Source organism: Cyanothece sp. BG0011 (genome assembly GCF_003013815.1).
Classification (GTDB): Bacteria; Cyanobacteriota; Cyanobacteriia; order Cyanobacteriales; family Microcystaceae; genus Crocosphaera.
The window spans coordinates 1-18109 of the sequence record NZ_PRLH01000069.1 but is presented as its reverse complement, the minus strand read 5'-3'; the positions used below and the strand labels follow the sequence as shown (position 1 = coordinate 18109).

General features: G+C 36.0%; 14 protein-coding genes. 6 read left to right on the top strand and 8 right to left on the bottom strand.

All coding sequences use genetic code 11. The annotated features are described in order from the left end of the window. The 3 genes from C4E06_RS09880 to C4E06_RS09870 form a co-directional block, all read right to left on the bottom strand. Nucleotides 1–1629: filamentous hemagglutinin N-terminal domain-containing protein (locus C4E06_RS09880; protein ID WP_157951137.1), on the bottom strand; the 1629-nt coding region annotated here is incomplete at its 3' end. A gap of 48 nt (nt 1630–1677) precedes the next feature. Then, entirely contained in the window at nt 1678–3426 is a 1749-nt protein-coding gene (locus C4E06_RS09875) for a ShlB/FhaC/HecB family hemolysin secretion/activation protein (RefSeq protein ID WP_198648495.1), read from the bottom strand. A 133-nt stretch (nt 3427–3559) separates the two neighbouring features. Further along, complete coding sequence (locus C4E06_RS09870) at nt 3560–5821, bottom strand: EAL domain-containing protein (RefSeq protein ID WP_107667919.1); 2262 nt, start codon at nt 5819–5821, stop codon at nt 3560–3562. 413 nt (nt 5822–6234) lie between these two features. On the opposite strand from C4E06_RS09870, the gene C4E06_RS09865 reads away from it, so the two are divergent. The 4 genes from C4E06_RS09865 (at nt 6235) to C4E06_RS09850 (ending at nt 8821) form a co-directional block, all read left to right on the top strand. After that, nucleotides 6235–6483 (top strand): hypothetical protein, encoded by a 249-nt coding sequence (locus C4E06_RS09865; RefSeq protein WP_107667918.1) that lies wholly within the window; start codon nt 6235–6237, stop codon nt 6481–6483. A gap of 56 nt (nt 6484–6539) precedes the next feature. Then, nucleotides 6540–8009 carry a TldD/PmbA family protein gene (locus C4E06_RS09860; RefSeq protein ID WP_107667917.1) on the top strand — a complete coding sequence of 490 codons (1470 nt, stop codon included), beginning with the start codon at nt 6540–6542 and terminating at the stop codon, nt 8007–8009. A gap of 102 nt (nt 8010–8111) precedes the next feature. Further along, nucleotides 8112–8444, top strand: a complete 333-nt coding sequence (locus C4E06_RS09855) for a nucleotidyltransferase domain-containing protein (protein WP_107667916.1) — start codon at nt 8112–8114, stop codon at nt 8442–8444. Further along, a complete protein-coding gene (locus C4E06_RS09850; RefSeq protein WP_107667915.1) occupies nt 8441–8821 on the top strand; it encodes a HEPN domain-containing protein in 381 nt (126 codons plus the stop codon). Before C4E06_RS09855 ends, C4E06_RS09850 begins: the two co-directional genes overlap by 4 nt. A 95-nt stretch (nt 8822–8916) precedes the next feature. On the opposite strand, the gene C4E06_RS09845 is transcribed toward C4E06_RS09850, so the two are convergent. Together C4E06_RS09845 and C4E06_RS09840 are read right to left on the bottom strand one after the other, a co-directional pair. Then, nucleotides 8917–9636, bottom strand: coding sequence for a PEP-CTERM sorting domain-containing protein (locus tag C4E06_RS09845; RefSeq protein WP_107667914.1), 720 nt, complete (start codon nt 9634–9636; stop codon nt 8917–8919). Nucleotides 9637–9764: 128 nt separating this feature from the next. Continuing rightward, nucleotides 9765–11183, bottom strand: coding sequence for a hypothetical protein (locus C4E06_RS09840; RefSeq protein WP_107667913.1), 1419 nt, complete (start codon nt 11181–11183; stop codon nt 9765–9767). A gap of 221 nt (nt 11184–11404) precedes the next feature. On the opposite strand from C4E06_RS09840, the gene C4E06_RS09835 reads away from it, so the two are divergent. Together C4E06_RS09835 and C4E06_RS09830 are read left to right on the top strand one after the other, a co-directional pair. Then, nucleotides 11405–11851, top strand: a complete 447-nt coding sequence (locus C4E06_RS09835) for a DUF29 domain-containing protein (RefSeq protein WP_107667912.1) — start codon at nt 11405–11407, stop codon at nt 11849–11851. Between the two features lie 118 nt (nt 11852–11969). After that, the gene (locus C4E06_RS09830; RefSeq protein ID WP_107667911.1) at nt 11970–13238 is read left to right on the top strand and encodes a DNA cytosine methyltransferase; all 1269 of its coding nucleotides are present in this window, start codon (nt 11970–11972) and stop codon (nt 13236–13238) included. Between the two features lie 13 nt (nt 13239–13251). On the opposite strand, the gene C4E06_RS09825 is transcribed toward C4E06_RS09830, so the two are convergent. From C4E06_RS09825 to C4E06_RS09815, 3 genes are all read right to left on the bottom strand, one after another. Then, entirely contained in the window at nt 13252–13596 is a 345-nt protein-coding gene (locus tag C4E06_RS09825) for a translation initiation factor (protein WP_107667910.1), read from the bottom strand. A 193-nt stretch (nt 13597–13789) separates the two neighbouring features. Next, complete coding sequence (locus tag C4E06_RS09820) at nt 13790–15616, bottom strand: GGDEF domain-containing response regulator (protein WP_107667909.1); 1827 nt, start codon at nt 15614–15616, stop codon at nt 13790–13792. A 154-nt stretch (nt 15617–15770) separates the two neighbouring features. Beyond that, nucleotides 15771–18109 (bottom strand): GAF domain-containing hybrid sensor histidine kinase/response regulator (locus C4E06_RS09815; RefSeq protein WP_107667908.1); only part of this gene is annotated, 2339 nt, incomplete at its 5' end.

Below are 18109 nucleotides of genomic sequence, written 5' to 3'. Positions count from 1 at the left end.
TGGCGCAATAATGCTATCATCAGGACTCATGGTGAAACTGCCTAAAGCAAGTGCATCGGTATTCGCTCGAAAAATAATACTTCCTGAACCGGGTTGAAAGGTTAAAGCATTATCGGATAAATCTTCAATGGTGATATTGTTGTCAGCTTCGAGAATAATATTCGTATCTCCGGATAACCCTTCTAATTCTGACTCAAAAATTATCGTATTATTGGGCCTATCATCCCTTAAGATTTGTCCAATTTGACCGTTATTATTGCCGGCAAAGCTATCTATTCCATCGGTTGCACTATCCCCCTCACCATTTTTAATCACAATATTGAGCGGATCTAATAACAGCGTGCCAAACGCACCATTAATGGCACTGGTGTCTACAGTTCCTTGGAAAATTAGCTGTTGTTTTCCCGAAACTTCTACAAATCCCCCATTCCCTGAAAGATTGCCTCCTTGAGTGCTAATATTGCCATAAAATCCTGTGATCTCCTCTGACCAAACCGTGACTTGACCCCCATCACCCCAATTAATACTATCGTTGCGAAGGGTTGAACCTGAGTTAATGAGGGTGCGTTGAGCGGTGGGAAGGGTTGTTTGTCCTCGATAATCTCCTCCCACTCTGAGGGTTCCCCCTCCGGTGTTTCCTGATGCATCAATATGAGCATCTATGACTGCAATGCGATCGCCGGTTAGGGTAACATTACCCCCAACTCCACCAGAAGAAGATGCGTCTATGGTTCCCGATGTGATTAGGGTTGCTGGTGTGTTCGGAAGGTTAGCATTGTTTTGGGTTAATTGAATACTTTGATCGTTATTGGCACTAATATTTAAGTCTAAGGTTTGACTTCCTTCTGTTAGTAAGGTCGGTAAATCTTGGGGTTTAATATTTAATAATTCGGGATTGGTTTCCCTCGGTGCAGTAATTTCTAAACTGATCAGACTTCCGGGTTGAGAAATCCTAATGCGGTTAGTTCCTGGGATAGCTGCAATGGTAATATTTCCCCCTGGTGCTTTTAGGGTTCCCGTATTAACAATAGTGTTTCCCATTAGGGTGAGGTTATGACCCTCTGCAACGGTTAAATGACCGGTATTGATAATATGACCGGACTGGGTTAAATCAAAGGCAAATTGAGAGGGATCACTGTTTAACCCTTGATAATTATTTGTTCCTATGACATTGAACCAATGATTATTATTAAAGCCTATACCGGTGGCCGTTGTAGCAGTAAAATCAGCCGGTAAATTAAGCTGAATATTCGGACCAAAAACCATCCCGGCAGGATTCATTAAAAATAGATTAGGGTTACCACCGGTTATGGTAATCAAACCATTAATAATTGAAGCCTCACCCCCAACGATTCGGGTTAAAATGTTACGAATTTGTGGATTAGCTAAAAAGTTCACAATTTGCTCTTTATTCAGTCCAAATTTTTCTAAACTATGGAAAAGATTTGTCCCATCTCCTGATAGTGTTCCCCCTTCAATATTAAATTGATTCCCCTCTTGATTAACAATAGTTCCGGTGCCATCATTGGCCGGGGTAATGGACTGACTTAAAATAGGATTGATATGATTAATTTCTGTTAACCCTATCAAAATAAAGATCCAATAATTTGTTATTTTTATTAAGTTCATGGTCTCCTCACTCCTGGTTTCATAGTAACTTTACTTTTCTGCTAACACTTAAGGAGAATAATTAATTTGAAAATATAAGCCTTTTTCTTGTAGATTGTTGCTGAAATGGGGTAAAGGAATTAGAGGAATACCATAATCTAAACGTAGGGTTAACCCTTCAATGGTAGCAGCATCATTCCAAATTAATCCGAGTCCCGTTCCCATGATAAACTTTTTATTCTGTGAATTATCATTTTCTGTTGCAAACCAGACTGATCCCATATCCAGAAAAGGAGCAATTTCTAAACTGGATTGATTAACATTATTACTTATAATTGTAATTCTATCTTCTATGGATAATCTAAAGCCATTATCTCCAAATCTAATATTTTGTCGATACCCTCTAACGGATTCTGCTCCCCCTATAATAAACCATTGATCCGGTAATAAAGGATCAGGCGTTAATTGTAATTCTCCTCGAATAATCATCAAGTGATTATCATCCCATCGTTGTACTCTTTGTCCTTGAAATAACCAGCTAAAAAAGCGACTATCGGGGGTTGAACCTGAGCGAATGGTAGCATCAAATAAGTCAACTCCCCAGTTAAATTGAGAGCGTAAGAACCAAAATCCTTGTTGATCTCGACTTAAGTAATCTTGTCCAAATTGTAAGATTGTGGAGCGATTTCTCGCGTTTTCAATGGGTGCAACTTCTCCATTAATTAAGGTTTGACCATTTTGATAACGAAACCCCACAGATAAAGCAAATTCATCGGATAAATCGCGCCATAAAGGTTGACGAAAAGTCATTTCATAAACTTGTTTATTGCCGGTAATATTAAAGTCATCTAAAGGATCTTGTGTAATTCTTGTCCCCGTCGGAATCACTCGAATTTGTAGGGTTCCTTCCTGAGGATTTAAAGGGAGTTGATAGATAGTATCAAGGGTATTTCCTCCATCCGTAGTTGAGCGATAATAAGACAAGGAAATGTTATCTCCCCACCCTGTTAAATTGTTATTTTGTACAAAAGTTCCCGTCCGATTTGAGCCAATACTTGGAGGAGAAAAGTTATCAATTCCTAGACCAAATTGCCATGAATCAGTTTCTTTTATGGTCACAACTATAATACTTAATCCTACTTTCCCCGAGGCTTTAACTTGAGCGTCAATACTCTCTAAAATTGGCTTAAAAGAAAGCAATTTTAACTGTTTTTCTAACTGAGTAATATTAAGAGGTGAGGTAATTCCTAAAAGAAGGCGATCGCAAAGATAAGCTAGGTGTAAATTATCTCTACCAATTAATTGTAATTCAGCCAGATTTCCTTCAATAATGATAATTGTTTCTTCTGAATTTTCCTCAATATTAGATAAAGGATTGATGGTTGCTTTTGAGGTAATATAACCTTCTCTTAAATAATAGTTAGTAATGCTATCGGCTAAGGTTTGATAAACTTGATTAAAGGTTTCTAAATTTAAGGTTTTTTCTTGATAAAGTTGAATTAGAGTTTTTATTTCTGGAACTTGTAAAATTTCCTCTGTGGTAAAAGCAGTATTTCCAACTAAATTAATATGAATTATTTTTTTTTCAACGGTTAAAGAGACTAAAATATTTGAGTTTGATAAATTAGCTTTATTGGAAAGTTTTAGAGGACAATTTTCGATGGTTTTTGTCTCTTCAGAATTGGTTTTGACCCTAGAATTATTACGATCTTTTTCTGGTTTTAATTCAGTGTTATTTAGAGAGTTAGCAAATGCTTCAATTTGTAGGGCGACTAACAGTAACCACAGTATCAGAAATATTATTTTTCCACTTGTCATTATTAATGAAGCATTATTAACCATAAAATGTTTATATAGTTCATATTTAACTATTAAAACTATAGCAAATTTTCTATAAAATTGCTATTATATAAGTTAATAATTTTATTCTATAAGAGCTAATTAAATACAATTAAAACGATAAAGGAATGGGTCTTTCGATAGCATATCCTTGAGCATAATCAACTCCTATTTCTTGTAAAATATCTAATATTTCTTGAGTTTCAACCCATTCAGCGATGGTTTCCATATTCATAACGTTAGCAATACGATGAAAACAATCAACTAAACAATGATTAATTGAATTGTTGACTAAATGTTTAACAAAACTTCCATCAATTTTTAAATAATCAACAGGTAAATTTCTAAGATAGGATAAAGAAATCATTCCACTCCCAAAATCATCGATAGCGAAATAACAACCTAATTCTTTAATTTCTTCAATGAGTTTAATGGTTTGACTAAGATTAGTAATAGCTGTGGTTTCTGTAATTTCAAAACATAAATGTTGAGGATTGACATTATAGCAAGATAATCTTTCTCCTATAAAATCACAAAGTTGGTTATTTTTTAAACTAATAGCTGATAAATTAATAGTATATAAATGATTAGACTGTGTTTTAGAAGCTTCACTATAAACTTTTAAAAAGTTACTAATCACCCATTGATCGATGTCTGCCATTAAATTATAGCGTTCAGCAGAAGGAATAAATGCTAATGGAGAAATTAAATTTCCTGACTCATCTGCTAATCTTAATAAAATCTCATGGTAAACTTTTTCGGAAGATTGAAGAGAAATGATTTTTTGAGAATAAAGACGAAAAGAGTTGTCAGTTAGTGCCTGATTTAATTTAATAATCCATTGACTTTTACCAATTTCTTCTATTACTTTACTATCACTGGGTTGATAAACATAAACACAGTTTCTACCCCGACTTTTAGCGGTACGACAAGCAACGTCTGCTGTATTAATTACAGATGTAATGGTTTGAATTTCTTGATTAATAGAGACGATTCCTATACTAACCCCAACGGAAAAGATTTTATTATCCCAAGTAAATCTAAAATTCTTAATTAATTGTCTCAAGTTATCGGCAATAGTTTCGGCTTTTTCGAGAGAACATCCTTTAAGTAATAAAGCAAATTCGTCTCCCCCCAACCTAGCTAAAATATCACTACTACGAACTCTTGTTTGTAATAAATTAGTCACTTGTTTTAATAATTCATCCCCGGCAAAATGACCACAGGTATCATTAATAATTTTGAATCTATCTAAATCTAAATAACATAAAATATATTCAATTGCTTCGTTTTTATAACTTTCTATTGCCAAGGTTAATTGTTTTTCTAATTCTCTGCGATTAACTAACCCTGTTAAAGTATCATGACTGGCTTCCCAGGATAATTGATGAGCTAATTGTAAGGCTTGAGTTACGTCACGAAAGATTAAAACAGCCCCTAAAATTTGATGATTTTGACCTCGAATCAGTGTAATAACCATATCAATTTCATATCGTTCTCCATTTTTATTCTGTAAAATTCCCGTTCGCCTTTCTCGCTGATTTTGACTATTTTTTAGCATTTCATCCATGGGATTTTCCTGACTATTTCCTCTGTCATCTATGAGGGTAAAAATGTTAGAAATTCTTTGATAGATAGCTTCTTGAATGCTATAGCCTGTTAGTTGTTGAGCCATAGGATTAAAATCTTGAATCCTTCCTTCCGAATTAGTTGTAATCACAGCTTCGCCAATGCAATTTAGGGTGATTTTCGCTAATTCTTTTTCTTCAAATAATGCCCGTTCGACTAATTTTTGCTCAGTAATATTTTCAATTGTTCCCAAAATACCGACAATATTTTCCTCACTATCTTTGATAGGAATTTTATTAGTGTTATACCAAACTTCTTGACCTTCTGGATTACGTTTCTGTTCAACAAAATTTAATTGAGGTTCTCCTGTTTCTATGACACGAAGATCCTGTTCTCGATAATAACTAAGATGTTGAGTTGGGGGATCTAAATGTTGATTATTCGGATCATGATAAATATCATAATCCGTTTTACCGACCACTTGTTTAGGTTCAATAAATCCAGCAGCTTTTGCCCATAAACGATTACAACCAAGAAAAACCGATTGAGTATCTTTCCAAAAAATTAATTGAGGAATATTATCTAAAACTAATTGTAAAAAAGCGGTTTTTTCTTTTAGTTCTTGTTCTATTTGATGCTGAGATTGTTGAAGTTTATCAGAGTTTTCTAGAATTGAAGGTTGATCCAGTAAGGAAATTAATTGTTCTAAAACGTCTGATTCAACCTGTCCTGATGCTTGACAATATTGATTTAACTTTTGCCAAGTTTCTGGGTTAATATTAATCCTGACAGATTTATCACTCATAATCAAAATTCAAAAATAGGGGGTTATTTTTCAACTGATCAAATCAGTAAATGAATAAAATTTATGGATTTAAGCTAGGGATAGATAAAGTAACTCCGTTATAACTTATGGTTACATGATTGTCACTATTAACATGAAAAACGAGAATTTACCCTTTTTTACCTTAAGCTGACAGAAGATATAAACAGAAAGATCAACTTTATTTACGGATTAGCTTTATTAATAATTAATATTAAAAATTGATGGTGTAATCTTCGTTGAAAAGTAATTGTTGAAGAGACTGAGTCTAAATTTCCCTGACAACAACCCCTTTTACCTGGGAGACTTAATTAACAAACTTTTACGAAACAGATGCTAAGATAACAAACAAACGATAATTTTTAATGGTTTTTTAATGCCATCATAACATTACAATGGATGCCTTTAGCCCGACTCCCCCTGACTGGACAGAAAACGCGGTTCATGGATTACAATTTTGTTGCCCTCGTTGTCATGCTAGTGCCAATCAAGCGCAAAACGCTTGGATCAATCGACGGGCCCCAGTGATCACTGAAGACTATGTTCGCAGATGGCAAGAATTTTATCTGTGCGAATGTGAACAAGCTTGGTGGGCCTGGAGTAGCGATCGCCCCCCTTCTGATTTCACCAGTGACAAAGGATAGAATAAAGAATAAAGCCAAACGCTACGATATCGAAACCCAGTTAAGGATACTATCTTATGACAGCAACGTTGTTAATCTCCAAAGAATTACCTCAATTAAGTTACGAGTCAAGTCGCGATCGCTTTGACGCGAGTTGGCAAGATCCCCTCTCCACCCTTTTAGGGTTAGGAAGGGCAGCCGGGGCCGACTTTTTAGAATTTTTCCTCGAACGGGTTAACTATATTAGCTGTTTAGCTGAAGAAGACGCGATAACTAGCATTTCCCCGCGTTTATCCACAGGGGCAGGAATCCGCATTTTTAAAGGAAAAGCCGATTGTTATGTCAGTACCAATGATCTCTCATTCCAGGGGCTAAAAACTGCCTTAGAAAAGGGCTTATCTATCTTAGGCTTAACCTTGCCCTCCCCTAACGCCTACATCCCAGAAATTAACCTAGAATTATTCAGAGATTACGCAGCCATCAAAGATAAGGAAATTTGGTTACCTCAATGTAGTTCTATTGAAGAAATGGGCCACACCTTATTACAGGCCAATGGTAAACTAGCCCAAAAAGCCAACCATATCCAGTCCCGTCGGGCCATGTATTTTAGAGACTGGCAAGAAGTATTAGTGGCAGCCAGTGATGGTACCTTTGCCCGAGATATTCGCCTCACTCAGTCGGTGGGTTACTCCCTATTTTGTGCAGATGGAGATCATCGCACCTCTATCGGGAAACGGTTTGGAGATACCAGTGACCCCGGTTTCTTGCGTCAATGGGATTATGAAACAGCGGCCGAAGGGGTGGCCGAGTCCGCCGGAAAAATGCTCTATGCTGACTTTGTCGAGTCCGGAAATTACCCCATTATCATGGCGAATGAGTTCGGTGGGGTCATTTTCCACGAAGCGTGTGGCCATCTCTTAGAAACCACCCAAATCGAACATAAAACTACCCCGTTTATGGACAAAAAAGGGGAAAAAATCGCCCATGAAAACTTGACCGCTTGGGATGAAGGCCGTTCCGATAACGCCTTTGGAACCATTGATATGGATGATGAAGGAATGCCCACCCAACGCACCTTATTGATTGAAAATGGCATCTTAAAGAACTTTATCAGCGATCGCACGGGATCGATGCGTACGGGCCATCCTCGCACCGGTAGCGGCCGTCGTCAAAGTTATGCCTATGCAGCAGCGTCTCGGATGCGTAATACTTATATTGCCCCTGGTGACGCTTCTATCGATGATCTTTTTGCTTCGGTGGATAAAGGTATTTATTGTAAGCAAATGGGTGGGGGAAGTGTTGGCGCAACCGGCGAGTTTAATTTCTCCGTTTCTGAAGCTTATTTAATCGAAAATGGCAAAGTCACTAAACCGTTAAAGGGTGCAACCTTGATCGGAACTGCTAAGGATATTATGAACGAAATATCCATGTGTTCTCAAGATTTAGGACTGGCCCCAGGATTTTGTGGTTCCGTTAGTGGCAGTATTTATGTTACCGTTGGTCAACCTCACTTAAAAGTAGATAAAATAACCGTTGGGGGTCGTTAAATCTCAGTAACATCATCGTTATTTGTAGGGGTCAACGGCCGTTGACCCCTACTGCTGTTAAACTGTCGTTATATTACGATTAATATTAAGAACTTAACGAATATGGCTATCTTAGTTAACCCACAACTTAAAACTATATTAAAAGAATTATCGAGAGAAATTAAAAAGATTTACCAAGAAAAATTATCTCAGATTATTCTTTATGGTTCTCAAGCAAAAGGAGAAGCACAGATTGATTCGGATGTTGATATTTTAATTGTTCTCAAACAACCTTTTAATTATTCTGAAGAGCTTGAAAAAACCAGTCAAATGATAGCTGATTTGTCTCTTAAATACAATACATTAATTTCTCGTTCATTTATTGAGCAACAACGTTTAATTTCAGAGAATAGTCCTTTTGTTCGCAATATTCATAAAGATGGAATTGTCTTATGACTCCAGAACAACAGGGACTTTTAACTAAAGCGAATCGCAGTTTAGAAGCAGCAAAAACTTTAAAGCAAGAAGGGTTCTATGAATTTGCTGTGTCCCGTGCCTATTATGCTATGTTTTATGGAGCATCTGCTTTATTAGAAGGAGAAGGATTATCTTTTTCAAAGCATTCCGCAGTCATTTCAGCTTTGGGTGAACGCTTTGCTAAAAATAATCGTATTCCTAAATATTATCATCGTTATCTCATTGATGCTCAAGCACAGCGCAATCGTGGTGATTATAATATTGATCCTAATATTAGTGAGTCTGATGCTCAGTTATTAATATCAAGAGCCGAGATTTTTTTGACCTTTATTATTAATAATATTGATTCTATTTGAAATAACAATAGGAGTCAACAGATAATGTTGACCCCTACTGCTGTTAAACTGTCATTATATTACTGTTATATCGGTCAAAGGTAGCAATTAAGTCTCTATCTTTGGCTTTCTTTTCGTCTCAAACAAAAACCCATAGTTCCCAGAGCTAATAATCCCACTAAAGTGCTAGATTCAGGAATAGTATTAGTGGTAATATTATCAAAGTTTACATCTCCTGAACTGGCAATATAAACTTGAGTAATATCCTCAAATTCCGAAAAGTTTAAAGTCTGAAACATCGAAGGGAGATTACTACCGAGAGAATACTCTGTAAACTGTCCTGAAACCGGTTGATTTGGATCAAAGGTTCTACTAATTAAAATTTTAGTATCATCGGTTGAATAACCAGAAATAGCACGGGTATTCTCCCTTAATTGATAGTCTAAACTTTTTAAAGAAAAAGGATCACCATCAACTAAAGTTAAATAAATTCCTAAGAGGCGATCAACCTCACTAAAATGTTGTGCTTCGTAGGAGTTACTAGCATGGAAATGTGCGCCATCACTATAAAAAGCGGTAGCACTTCCTATATTTTGAGCAGAAAAGGCTTCAACATTAAAGCCATCTTCGATAAAACATTTTCCACCCATATCAGGCAATTGAGGTGTACAAGTATTAGGATTAGAACCCCCATAAATACCTGAATCAAATTCGATAACAGCAGCCTTAGCTTCTGGGTTTATATTTGTTACCAATGCTAACGCCGTTGCACAAGCGATGCTGAGATAACTGAAGGACTTGGTGAAAAATGAAAAGTGAATTTTTTTATTTTTCATAGAATGAAAATTGAGAAAATTTCGCTTACAAGCTAACACAAGGTTTCTGAGAAATCAAAAGACAACTTGTCAAAGTTATCTTAATTTTGTCTCAAAATTGTTTTATGTTGATTTAAGATTTAACCCCTTTAAAATGAAAACTGTAAACCTGCGGTTAATTGCCAATCGGTTTCTAATTGTGGTCCTTGAAGAGCGCGATAAATAGGTAACTCAAATTCAATAGCTAAACGACCACTTCTTAAGTCTCCTTCCGGGACAAAAAGATTCAGTCCAAAACCGATATCGATTTGAGTTCCTCCCCGTCGAGTGGGATCAGCAGTGGGAACGATATTAGGATTAAGACGGGTATCTTGTCCACTAATATTGCCCCAATTTTTACCTTTAATTCGTAGAGACGTGCTGGCCCAATCACTCCATTTTCTAGCACCCCAGGCCGTTACCATAATTTGATCGCCAAATTTATAACTATTACTATTTGTCCCTAACCGAAGGGTTCCAATAATCTGAGATCCCCAAGACCATTCATCGGTTTGTCCTAAATAAGTGATCCCTGGATGGAGATCGAGGGTTCCTGATCCCAGTTGCATCGGATAAGGTAACAGTTGATCGGGTCCGGCGGGAGTGCGATCGCGTGCTTCAATAGAACCAGTCGGAAAGCTAACCCCTGCGTTGAAATGAATTCTTTGTCGATTTTCATTCAAAACTTGGTATAAACCAGTGACTTTAATATCTCCGATCCCTTCAGAATCAGTATTAAAACTGGTATTCATGCGAGTAATATGGTCCATATCTTTGACCACATAAGGCAACATGGCCATCAAGGTTAAATTGTTGGTGATACCGTACATCATGCCAAACATATGCATTTGCATAGTCATGCGAGTGGGAGTAACAGGATATTGCTCTAATATTTTTTCATTACTAATATCATCGACTCCCACAAGACTGCCTTCCATTTCCATTAACATATAGCGATAAGAAACCATGATTTCTCCTTCACTATGAATATGTTCCCCCATAACCGCGATGGGTGCATGACTATCGGGACGTGCAGGGTTCCAAAAAAGTCCTTGTTGCGAAGGAGGTAAGGGTTCATCGGCTAAAAGAAAATCTGTATTTCCTTGTCGTTTTTTGTCGAAAGAATTGACAGATTTTGTAGCAATATTCTTCTCAATTTCATTGGGGTTAGCAATCTGTTTTGTGTGAGCAGTTGGGTTCTTAAATTTTGGCAATATATAACTGCTTAAAATTTCATATTGCTCTGTCCGATCATCGAGTTTAATTGTCTGATCAGGCACTAATTCTGATGAATTAAGCAAATTAAAATCAGCTATCAGTAATTCTATTGTTTTTTCTTTTTCAATCTTTTTTTGTAAGTCCTGATAATTCCAGGTATTAGTCAGGGGTTCATAGTTAAAACTAACCTTATTTATCTCCTGTTTTACTTTACTTATTTCTGCTTTGACAGGAGATAAAAAAGTATCTAGACAGATTAAACTGACTGCTGTAATTAGCCAGCAGTATTGCCTCTTCACACCAAAATTCATAGGTTAGACTGAATTATTCAAGTTTTTCTTGAATAAGAACTATGACAAAACTTTTCAAGTTTGTCAAAAGACAATGTGTCAAAGTTAAAATTAGTTACCAGTGAACAGCGAGCAGTTATTGTAGAGGTTTAATATTCCTGTAGGGGCTTAATAATATTAAGCCCAAAAATATTTATGATGTTAGAATAGTAAGATACAATTATTTTTCAGGTCAGGTAATTATGTTAACGGTTACTGATTTAAAGCAACTCTACGAAATTGATGATTATCAATGGTTAGAAGAAACGGTTAAACGTCTCAGAAATAAGCAGTTTAATAATTTAGATTTAGATAATTTAATTGAGGAGTTAGAAGACTTGGGAAGAGAAAAAAAGAATGCTGTTGCTAGTTTATTAGATCAAATTATTCGTCATTTATTGTTATTACAGTATTGGGAAGCAGAAAAAGAGTACAATTCAACTCATTGGCAATGTGAAATCTATACTTTTAGGGTACAATTAAGAAGAAAATTAACCACAAATCTATGTAACTATTTAGAAGCAGAGTTAAATAATATTTATCAAGATGCACTAGGTTTTGTTAAAATAAAGACTCAAAATAAAGTAAACTTTCCTTCACAATGTCCTTATTCTATTGAACAGTTACTTGATCAAGAATGGTTATCCTAGTTATTAGTTGTTTTATCACTAATCATCTGGTGGGCAATGCTAAAATATAAAAGTTTTTGTACAAAATTAATTAACACTATTGCCCACCCTACATATACAATAATATCAAAATAAACTTATGAAAAAAGTTACTTTAGAAGAAGCTTCAGAAATTTTAGGAATATCTTTTAATGTGCTTCGGACTTGGGAGAAAAAAAAATTAATACAAGGTGAAAAAAATAATAATATTCGCTTATTTAATTTAGATTTATTGAAATCAGTTCAAAATAACTTAAATGGAAAACATACAGAAATAGAATTTAAAATATTAAAATCTTTAGAACAAACTGAATTTAAAACTATCGAATTATTTGCAGGATGTGGCGGAATGGCACTGGGTTTAGAAAATGCTGGATTGCGCCATGAGTTATTAGTAGAAATATCAAAAGATTGCGTTAACACTTTACAAAAAAATAGACCCAATTGGACAGTTTTACAAGAAGATGTCAGTAACATAGATTTTAAAACTTATTCTGGAAAAATTGATATTGTATCGGGTGGGTTTCCTTGTCAAGCCTTTAGTTATGCAGGAAAAGGTAAAGGGTTTGAAGACACCAGAGGAACCTTATTTTTTAAATTTGCCCGTTGTTTAGCAGAAGTTCAACCTAAAATAGCCATAGCAGAAAATGTGAGAGGACTTTTATCCCATAAAAAAGGTGAAACCCTAGAAATTATTTTAAATACCTTTAAAGAATTAGGTTATGATGCTTATTACGAAGTGGTTAGCGCACAATTTTTAGACGTTCCCCAAAAACGCGATCGCCTAATTATTATTGCTTGTCGTCAAGACTTAAATCTTATCCCTATTTTCCCTAAAAAAAATAACTATACCATCTCTTTAAAAGACGCATTACAAAACTGTCCAACCTCTCCAGGAGTTGAATATAACGATAGAAAAAAAAGTATTATGGAATTAATTCCCCCAGGAGGAAACTGGAAAAACTTACCACTAGAAGTGCAAAAAGATTACATGAAAAATAGCTTTTATAAAGGAGGAGGAAGAACCGGGTTTGCGAAACGATTATCCTGGGATGAACCCTGTTTAACCATTACTTGTAGTCCCGCACAAACCCAAACCGAAAGATGTCACCCAACTGAAACTAGACCCCTTACCATAAGAGAATATGGGAGAATTCAAACCTTTCCTGATAACTGGGAATTTATGGGATCAATCACTTCCCAATACCGACAAATTGGTAACGCCGTTCCGGTTAATATGGCTTATCATATAGGAAGATGTGTCACCAAAATGTTAACGAAAAAAGTTGATAAAAATAGCATTACTTACAGCCTAAAAAGGCAAAAAAGTCAAGTCAAACAGTTATCTATTCCTGGACTCAATTATTAAACTTGTAACCTGATTAACCGCCACTAATCTTAACTTTGTAACCTAAATCTCCTAAAATTTCGAGTAACTTATCACGATGATCTCCCTGAATTTCTAGAGTATCATCTTTCATTGTTCCTCCACTGCCACATTTATTTTTTAGCTGTTTTAATAACTTATTTAAACTATCTGGAGAATGTTGAAACCCGGTCATCACTGTCACGGTTTTTCCCTTGCGTCCTGAACGAGTGGCCTGTATTCTAATATTTTGTTGCTGTGGTGGCAGGTCCGCTACACCTCGTTCTAACGCTTCTGAGTTGGTATTATTGCCAAACTCTTGATAGGCCATAGATTTTGATTGGTTACGCTTAGGAGACATAATGACTAAAATAAGAACAACAGTTACTTGAATTTTATCTTAATTGATACATAGCTCAATAGGTTAGGTATTTTAGAAAACAGCTTAAATTACCTTGCCATATTCACATCTTGGTCCTTCGATAACACTATTAAGGTTAAGACATTACCCACTGTTGCCTGTTCCCCGTTCCCTGTTCCCTCACATATAACAGTTACCAGGTAGGATTATCATGAATCAGTTGAGTTGCTCTTTCAACATCTAAGGGTTTAGCGAAGAAAAACCCTTGACCAAAATGACAACCCAACTTGCGGAGTTGTTCTAATTGTTCGCTGGTTTCAATTCCTTCTGCTACCACATCCATGGTCATCACTTCAGCAATACTTAAAATGACAGGAACTAACCCTAAATTATCGCTATTTTCGTCAACATTTTTCAGAAAAGATCGATCAATTTTTAATGTATTCACTGGAAAATTTTGTAGTTGACTTAAAGAAGAATAACCCGTACCAAAATCATCAATACTTAGTTTAATGCCTCGTTTCCATAATTCTCCTAATAAAAATTGAGTGGTTTGTAAATCTTGCATCATCGAACTTTCGGTAATTTCTAATTTAACGGAATTAGTTGATAGTTGATTTTCGGTTAAAATTCCGTCAATTTCTGTCACTAAATCACTTTGATTTAATTGTTGTGCTGCTAAATTAATATAGATTTTTAAATCTGTAAATCCTTGTTTATGCCATCGAGAAAGCTGAGAACAAGCTTCTTTCATCACCCAACTACCAATTTCACAAATTAAGCCCGTTTCTTCTGCTAATGGTAAAAATTCACCAGGAGAAATGATGCCTTTTTGGGGATGTATCCAGCGAATTAATGCTTCAAATCCTGCAATTTTATTATACTTTAAATCAATAATAGGTTGATAGTAAACAGTAAATTCTTCTTGTTGGACAGCCCGATATAAGTCTGTTTGCAAGATTAATAATTGTTGAGCGATATCAGACATTTCGGGGGTAAAAATTTGATATTGACCTTTTCCTAAAGATTTGGCTTTATACATGGCCATATCAGCATCTCGAACTATATTTTCAGGATCTTTGTAATCAGGGTGACTGAAGACAATGCCGATGCTAACATTAATAAAAATTTCCTGACCGTTGCAATAGAAAGGTTTTTTGAGTAAATTGAGAATATTTTGGGCTATTTTTGTGCCTTGCTCAAATTCAGCCAGATCAGCTAATAAAATAGCAAATTCATCTCCTCCAATTCGGGCGAGAATATCATTTTTGTTAAGAATGCTTTGTAAGGCTTGACTGATTTTTTTTAAGAGAAGATTACCGACTAAATGACCTAAAGAGTCGTTAACAATTTTAAAGCGATCGCAGTCTAAAAATAAAACAGCAAACTGATAATTATTATCCAGTTGAGTGAGGTTGACAGACTGTTTTAATTGTTCAATTAATAAATTCCGATTACCTAATCCTGTTAAAGAGTCATATAAGGCCATTTCTTGCAGTCTGGTATTAGCATTTTGTAACTGCTGAGTTCTTTCTTGGACTTTGCTTTCTAGTTGAGCATTTAATTGAGAAACTTCCTTTTGTGCAGTTCTCAAGGCCAATTGGTTTTTGACCCTAACTAAAACCTCTTCCATCTGAAAGGGTTTACTAATATAATCAACCCCTCCCATTTCAAAGGCTTTAACCTTATCAAAAACGTCATCTAAAGCACTCAAAAAAATAACAGGAATATCAGCCGTACGAGGATTTTTTTTGAGTTGTTGACACACCTCATAACCACTCAGATCAGCCATCATAATATCAAGCAGAATTAGATCAGGAGGCAAAGTTTCTACAACTTTCAAAGCCATTGCACCCCCTGTTGCTTTACGGACGTTATAGCCTTGTTCCGTTAAAATACTCGATAAGACTCGTAGATTTTCGATAGTATCATCAACAATTAAAATATCTTTGAGACTCAATGATACTGGTTCGGTTGTACATTTAAGTAAAATGTTTGGATTTTGAGGGTTAGGGGTCATTAATTTCTCTTGTTTGATTTGGCAACACATTGTCAACGTACCCAAATCTTAGTTATACATAGTTATTAACCATGTAGGGACTTGGGCAATTAAGAAACAAGAAGGGGTGTCAAATTCTCATCAATACTACTCAATCTTAATAGACAATAAGTTGTTAAACAACGTGGTTTTTACTTAATTCGATAATGTCATCAAACTGAAAATTCTCTATTAATTCATTTAAAGCCTTTTTTAAAGTGGTTTCTTCTGGGGGAATGGCTTCGAGTAATTCTAATAATGATAAATCATTCCCTTCACGGGCCCGTTGATGAATTTGTGTTATCCATTGAGTCGGCATGACAGTGAGATCATCGGAGATGATAGTCAATGGCTCATCTCCCGAAGTTTCTTCCATTTGGGTAGGCATAGACTCTTCATAGACATAGTTAACCCCTAAATATTGAGCCATTTTGTCAAAAATTTCTTGAGATCGGAAGGGTTTGGCTGCAAAATCGTCGCAACCACAGTCTAAAACTTGTTGTCGTTGTTCTTCAAAAACACTGGCCGTCAATGCAATGATGACTGTTGCTTGTCCTCTGAGAGAGGCTTTAATCTGTTTTGTGGCTTCGTAACCATTCATAACCGGCATTTGCATATCCATCCAGATTAAATGAGGTTCCCAAGCGTCCCAGAGGGCGATCGCTTCTTGTCCATTGCTTGCTTCTTTAACTTCAAACCCCACTAACCTCAGTAATTTCACTAATAAATCTCGATTAGTTAGCTTATCTTCTACCACTAAAATGCGGAAATGGGGTTGATCTGGGGCTAAAGCCACAGGATACCGGAAGATAGTTGTAGTGGTATCTTTCATCGCAGCAATAGCAGGACGAAAATGAAGATCAAAGGTAAAGGTTGTCCCTTCTCCCACCACACTGTTAACGGTCATTTCTCCGCCCATCAGATTGATAAATTTAGCACTAATGGGAAGTCCTAACCCAGTTCCTTCTCCTGACTTAATTCCTGCTTTGGCTTGAGTAAAGGGAGAAAATAAGGTTTCTAATGCCTCATTTTCTATGCCTTCGCCGGTATCTTTGACCGCAAAAAATAACCGATGACTTTGACACCAAACCGTAACGGTCACTTCTCCTTTTTTGGTAAATTTAATGGCATTGCCAATAATATTAATTAAAATCTGACGTAATTTTTTATCATCGCTTCTAATATATTGGGGAACGGTACAGTCACGGATAAAAGATAACTGAAGTTGTTTGCTGGCTGCTTTTAGTTGTAATAAAGTTTCTAGTTCATAGAAGAGGTGATATAAATCAAAATCCGTTTCATTGAGAACAATTTGCCCCGCTTCAATTTTTGACATTTGTAGAACATCATTAATTAATCCTAAAAGATGTTCTCCACTATCATTAATAATTTGTAAATTATTGCGATGGTCAAAGGATAGAGACGTTGAACGTAACATTAACTGCACATATCCTAAAATCGCATTGAGAGGGGTTCTTAATTCATGACTCATACTGGCCAAAAATTCACTTTTAGCATGGTTTGCTTTTTCCGCTGCAATTTTCGCTATTTTTAACTCTTCTGCTTGCTGTTGAGTTTGTTTAAATAATTCTGCTTGTTGAACGGCCACTCCTAACTGTTGTCCCACTTGTAGAACAATTTGAATCGCTGCATCGTCCCAGTTACGGGGGGTCGACAGTTGATAGGTTAAAATTAACCCCCAGAGTTGATGATTGCAAAAAATAGGCACAACAATATAAGCTTTGGCTTGTAGTTGTTCGAGAAGGTTAATATAACAAGGCGTAAAACCGGCCTCATAAATATTAGAGACCACCCGATAGGTATTTTTTTTCGTAAAAGGTTCTCCTTGAGACTCTTGTAAATGGGTGTCTTCAATCGTGTTAATGGTGCATTTTTCTTCTGCTGCAGTAATTAATAATTCCTGTGGAGTCGTTAATAGATTTAATGCTGGCCATCCCTGAGAAACCGACTCGGCCACCACTTGACCACTCCAGTCCCGATTAAATTGATACACGATAACCCGTTCACAAGCAATAGTTTGTCTTAATTCTTCTGTGGTGGTGGCAAAAATTTTCTCTAAATTAAGGGTTTGTCGCATCCGTTGAACTACCCGAGTAATGGCTTTTTCCCGTCCTAGGGTTTCTTTTAATTTTTGGGTTCTTTCTTTGACTTGGGTTTCTAGTTGTGTGTTAAGATGACGCAGTTTATCTTCTATTTCTTGACGTTCATCAATTTCTTTTTGTAGTTCTTGGTTAAGGGTTTCTAATTGGTCTGGGGTTTTCAGCGAGAGAAAAGTAGGAATCAAAAACACCATTTCTATGGCAGTGTAACTCGACACCAAAGCAGTGAGGGCTTTTTCTAGGCCTGAGAACCAATAGAGAGGATACCAAAGGGTGACAATCTCTAATAAATGACCGATTCCACAGAGAACAATAAAGGCCCCAAAGAGAATAAAAACAGTTTGAAAGGGTACAT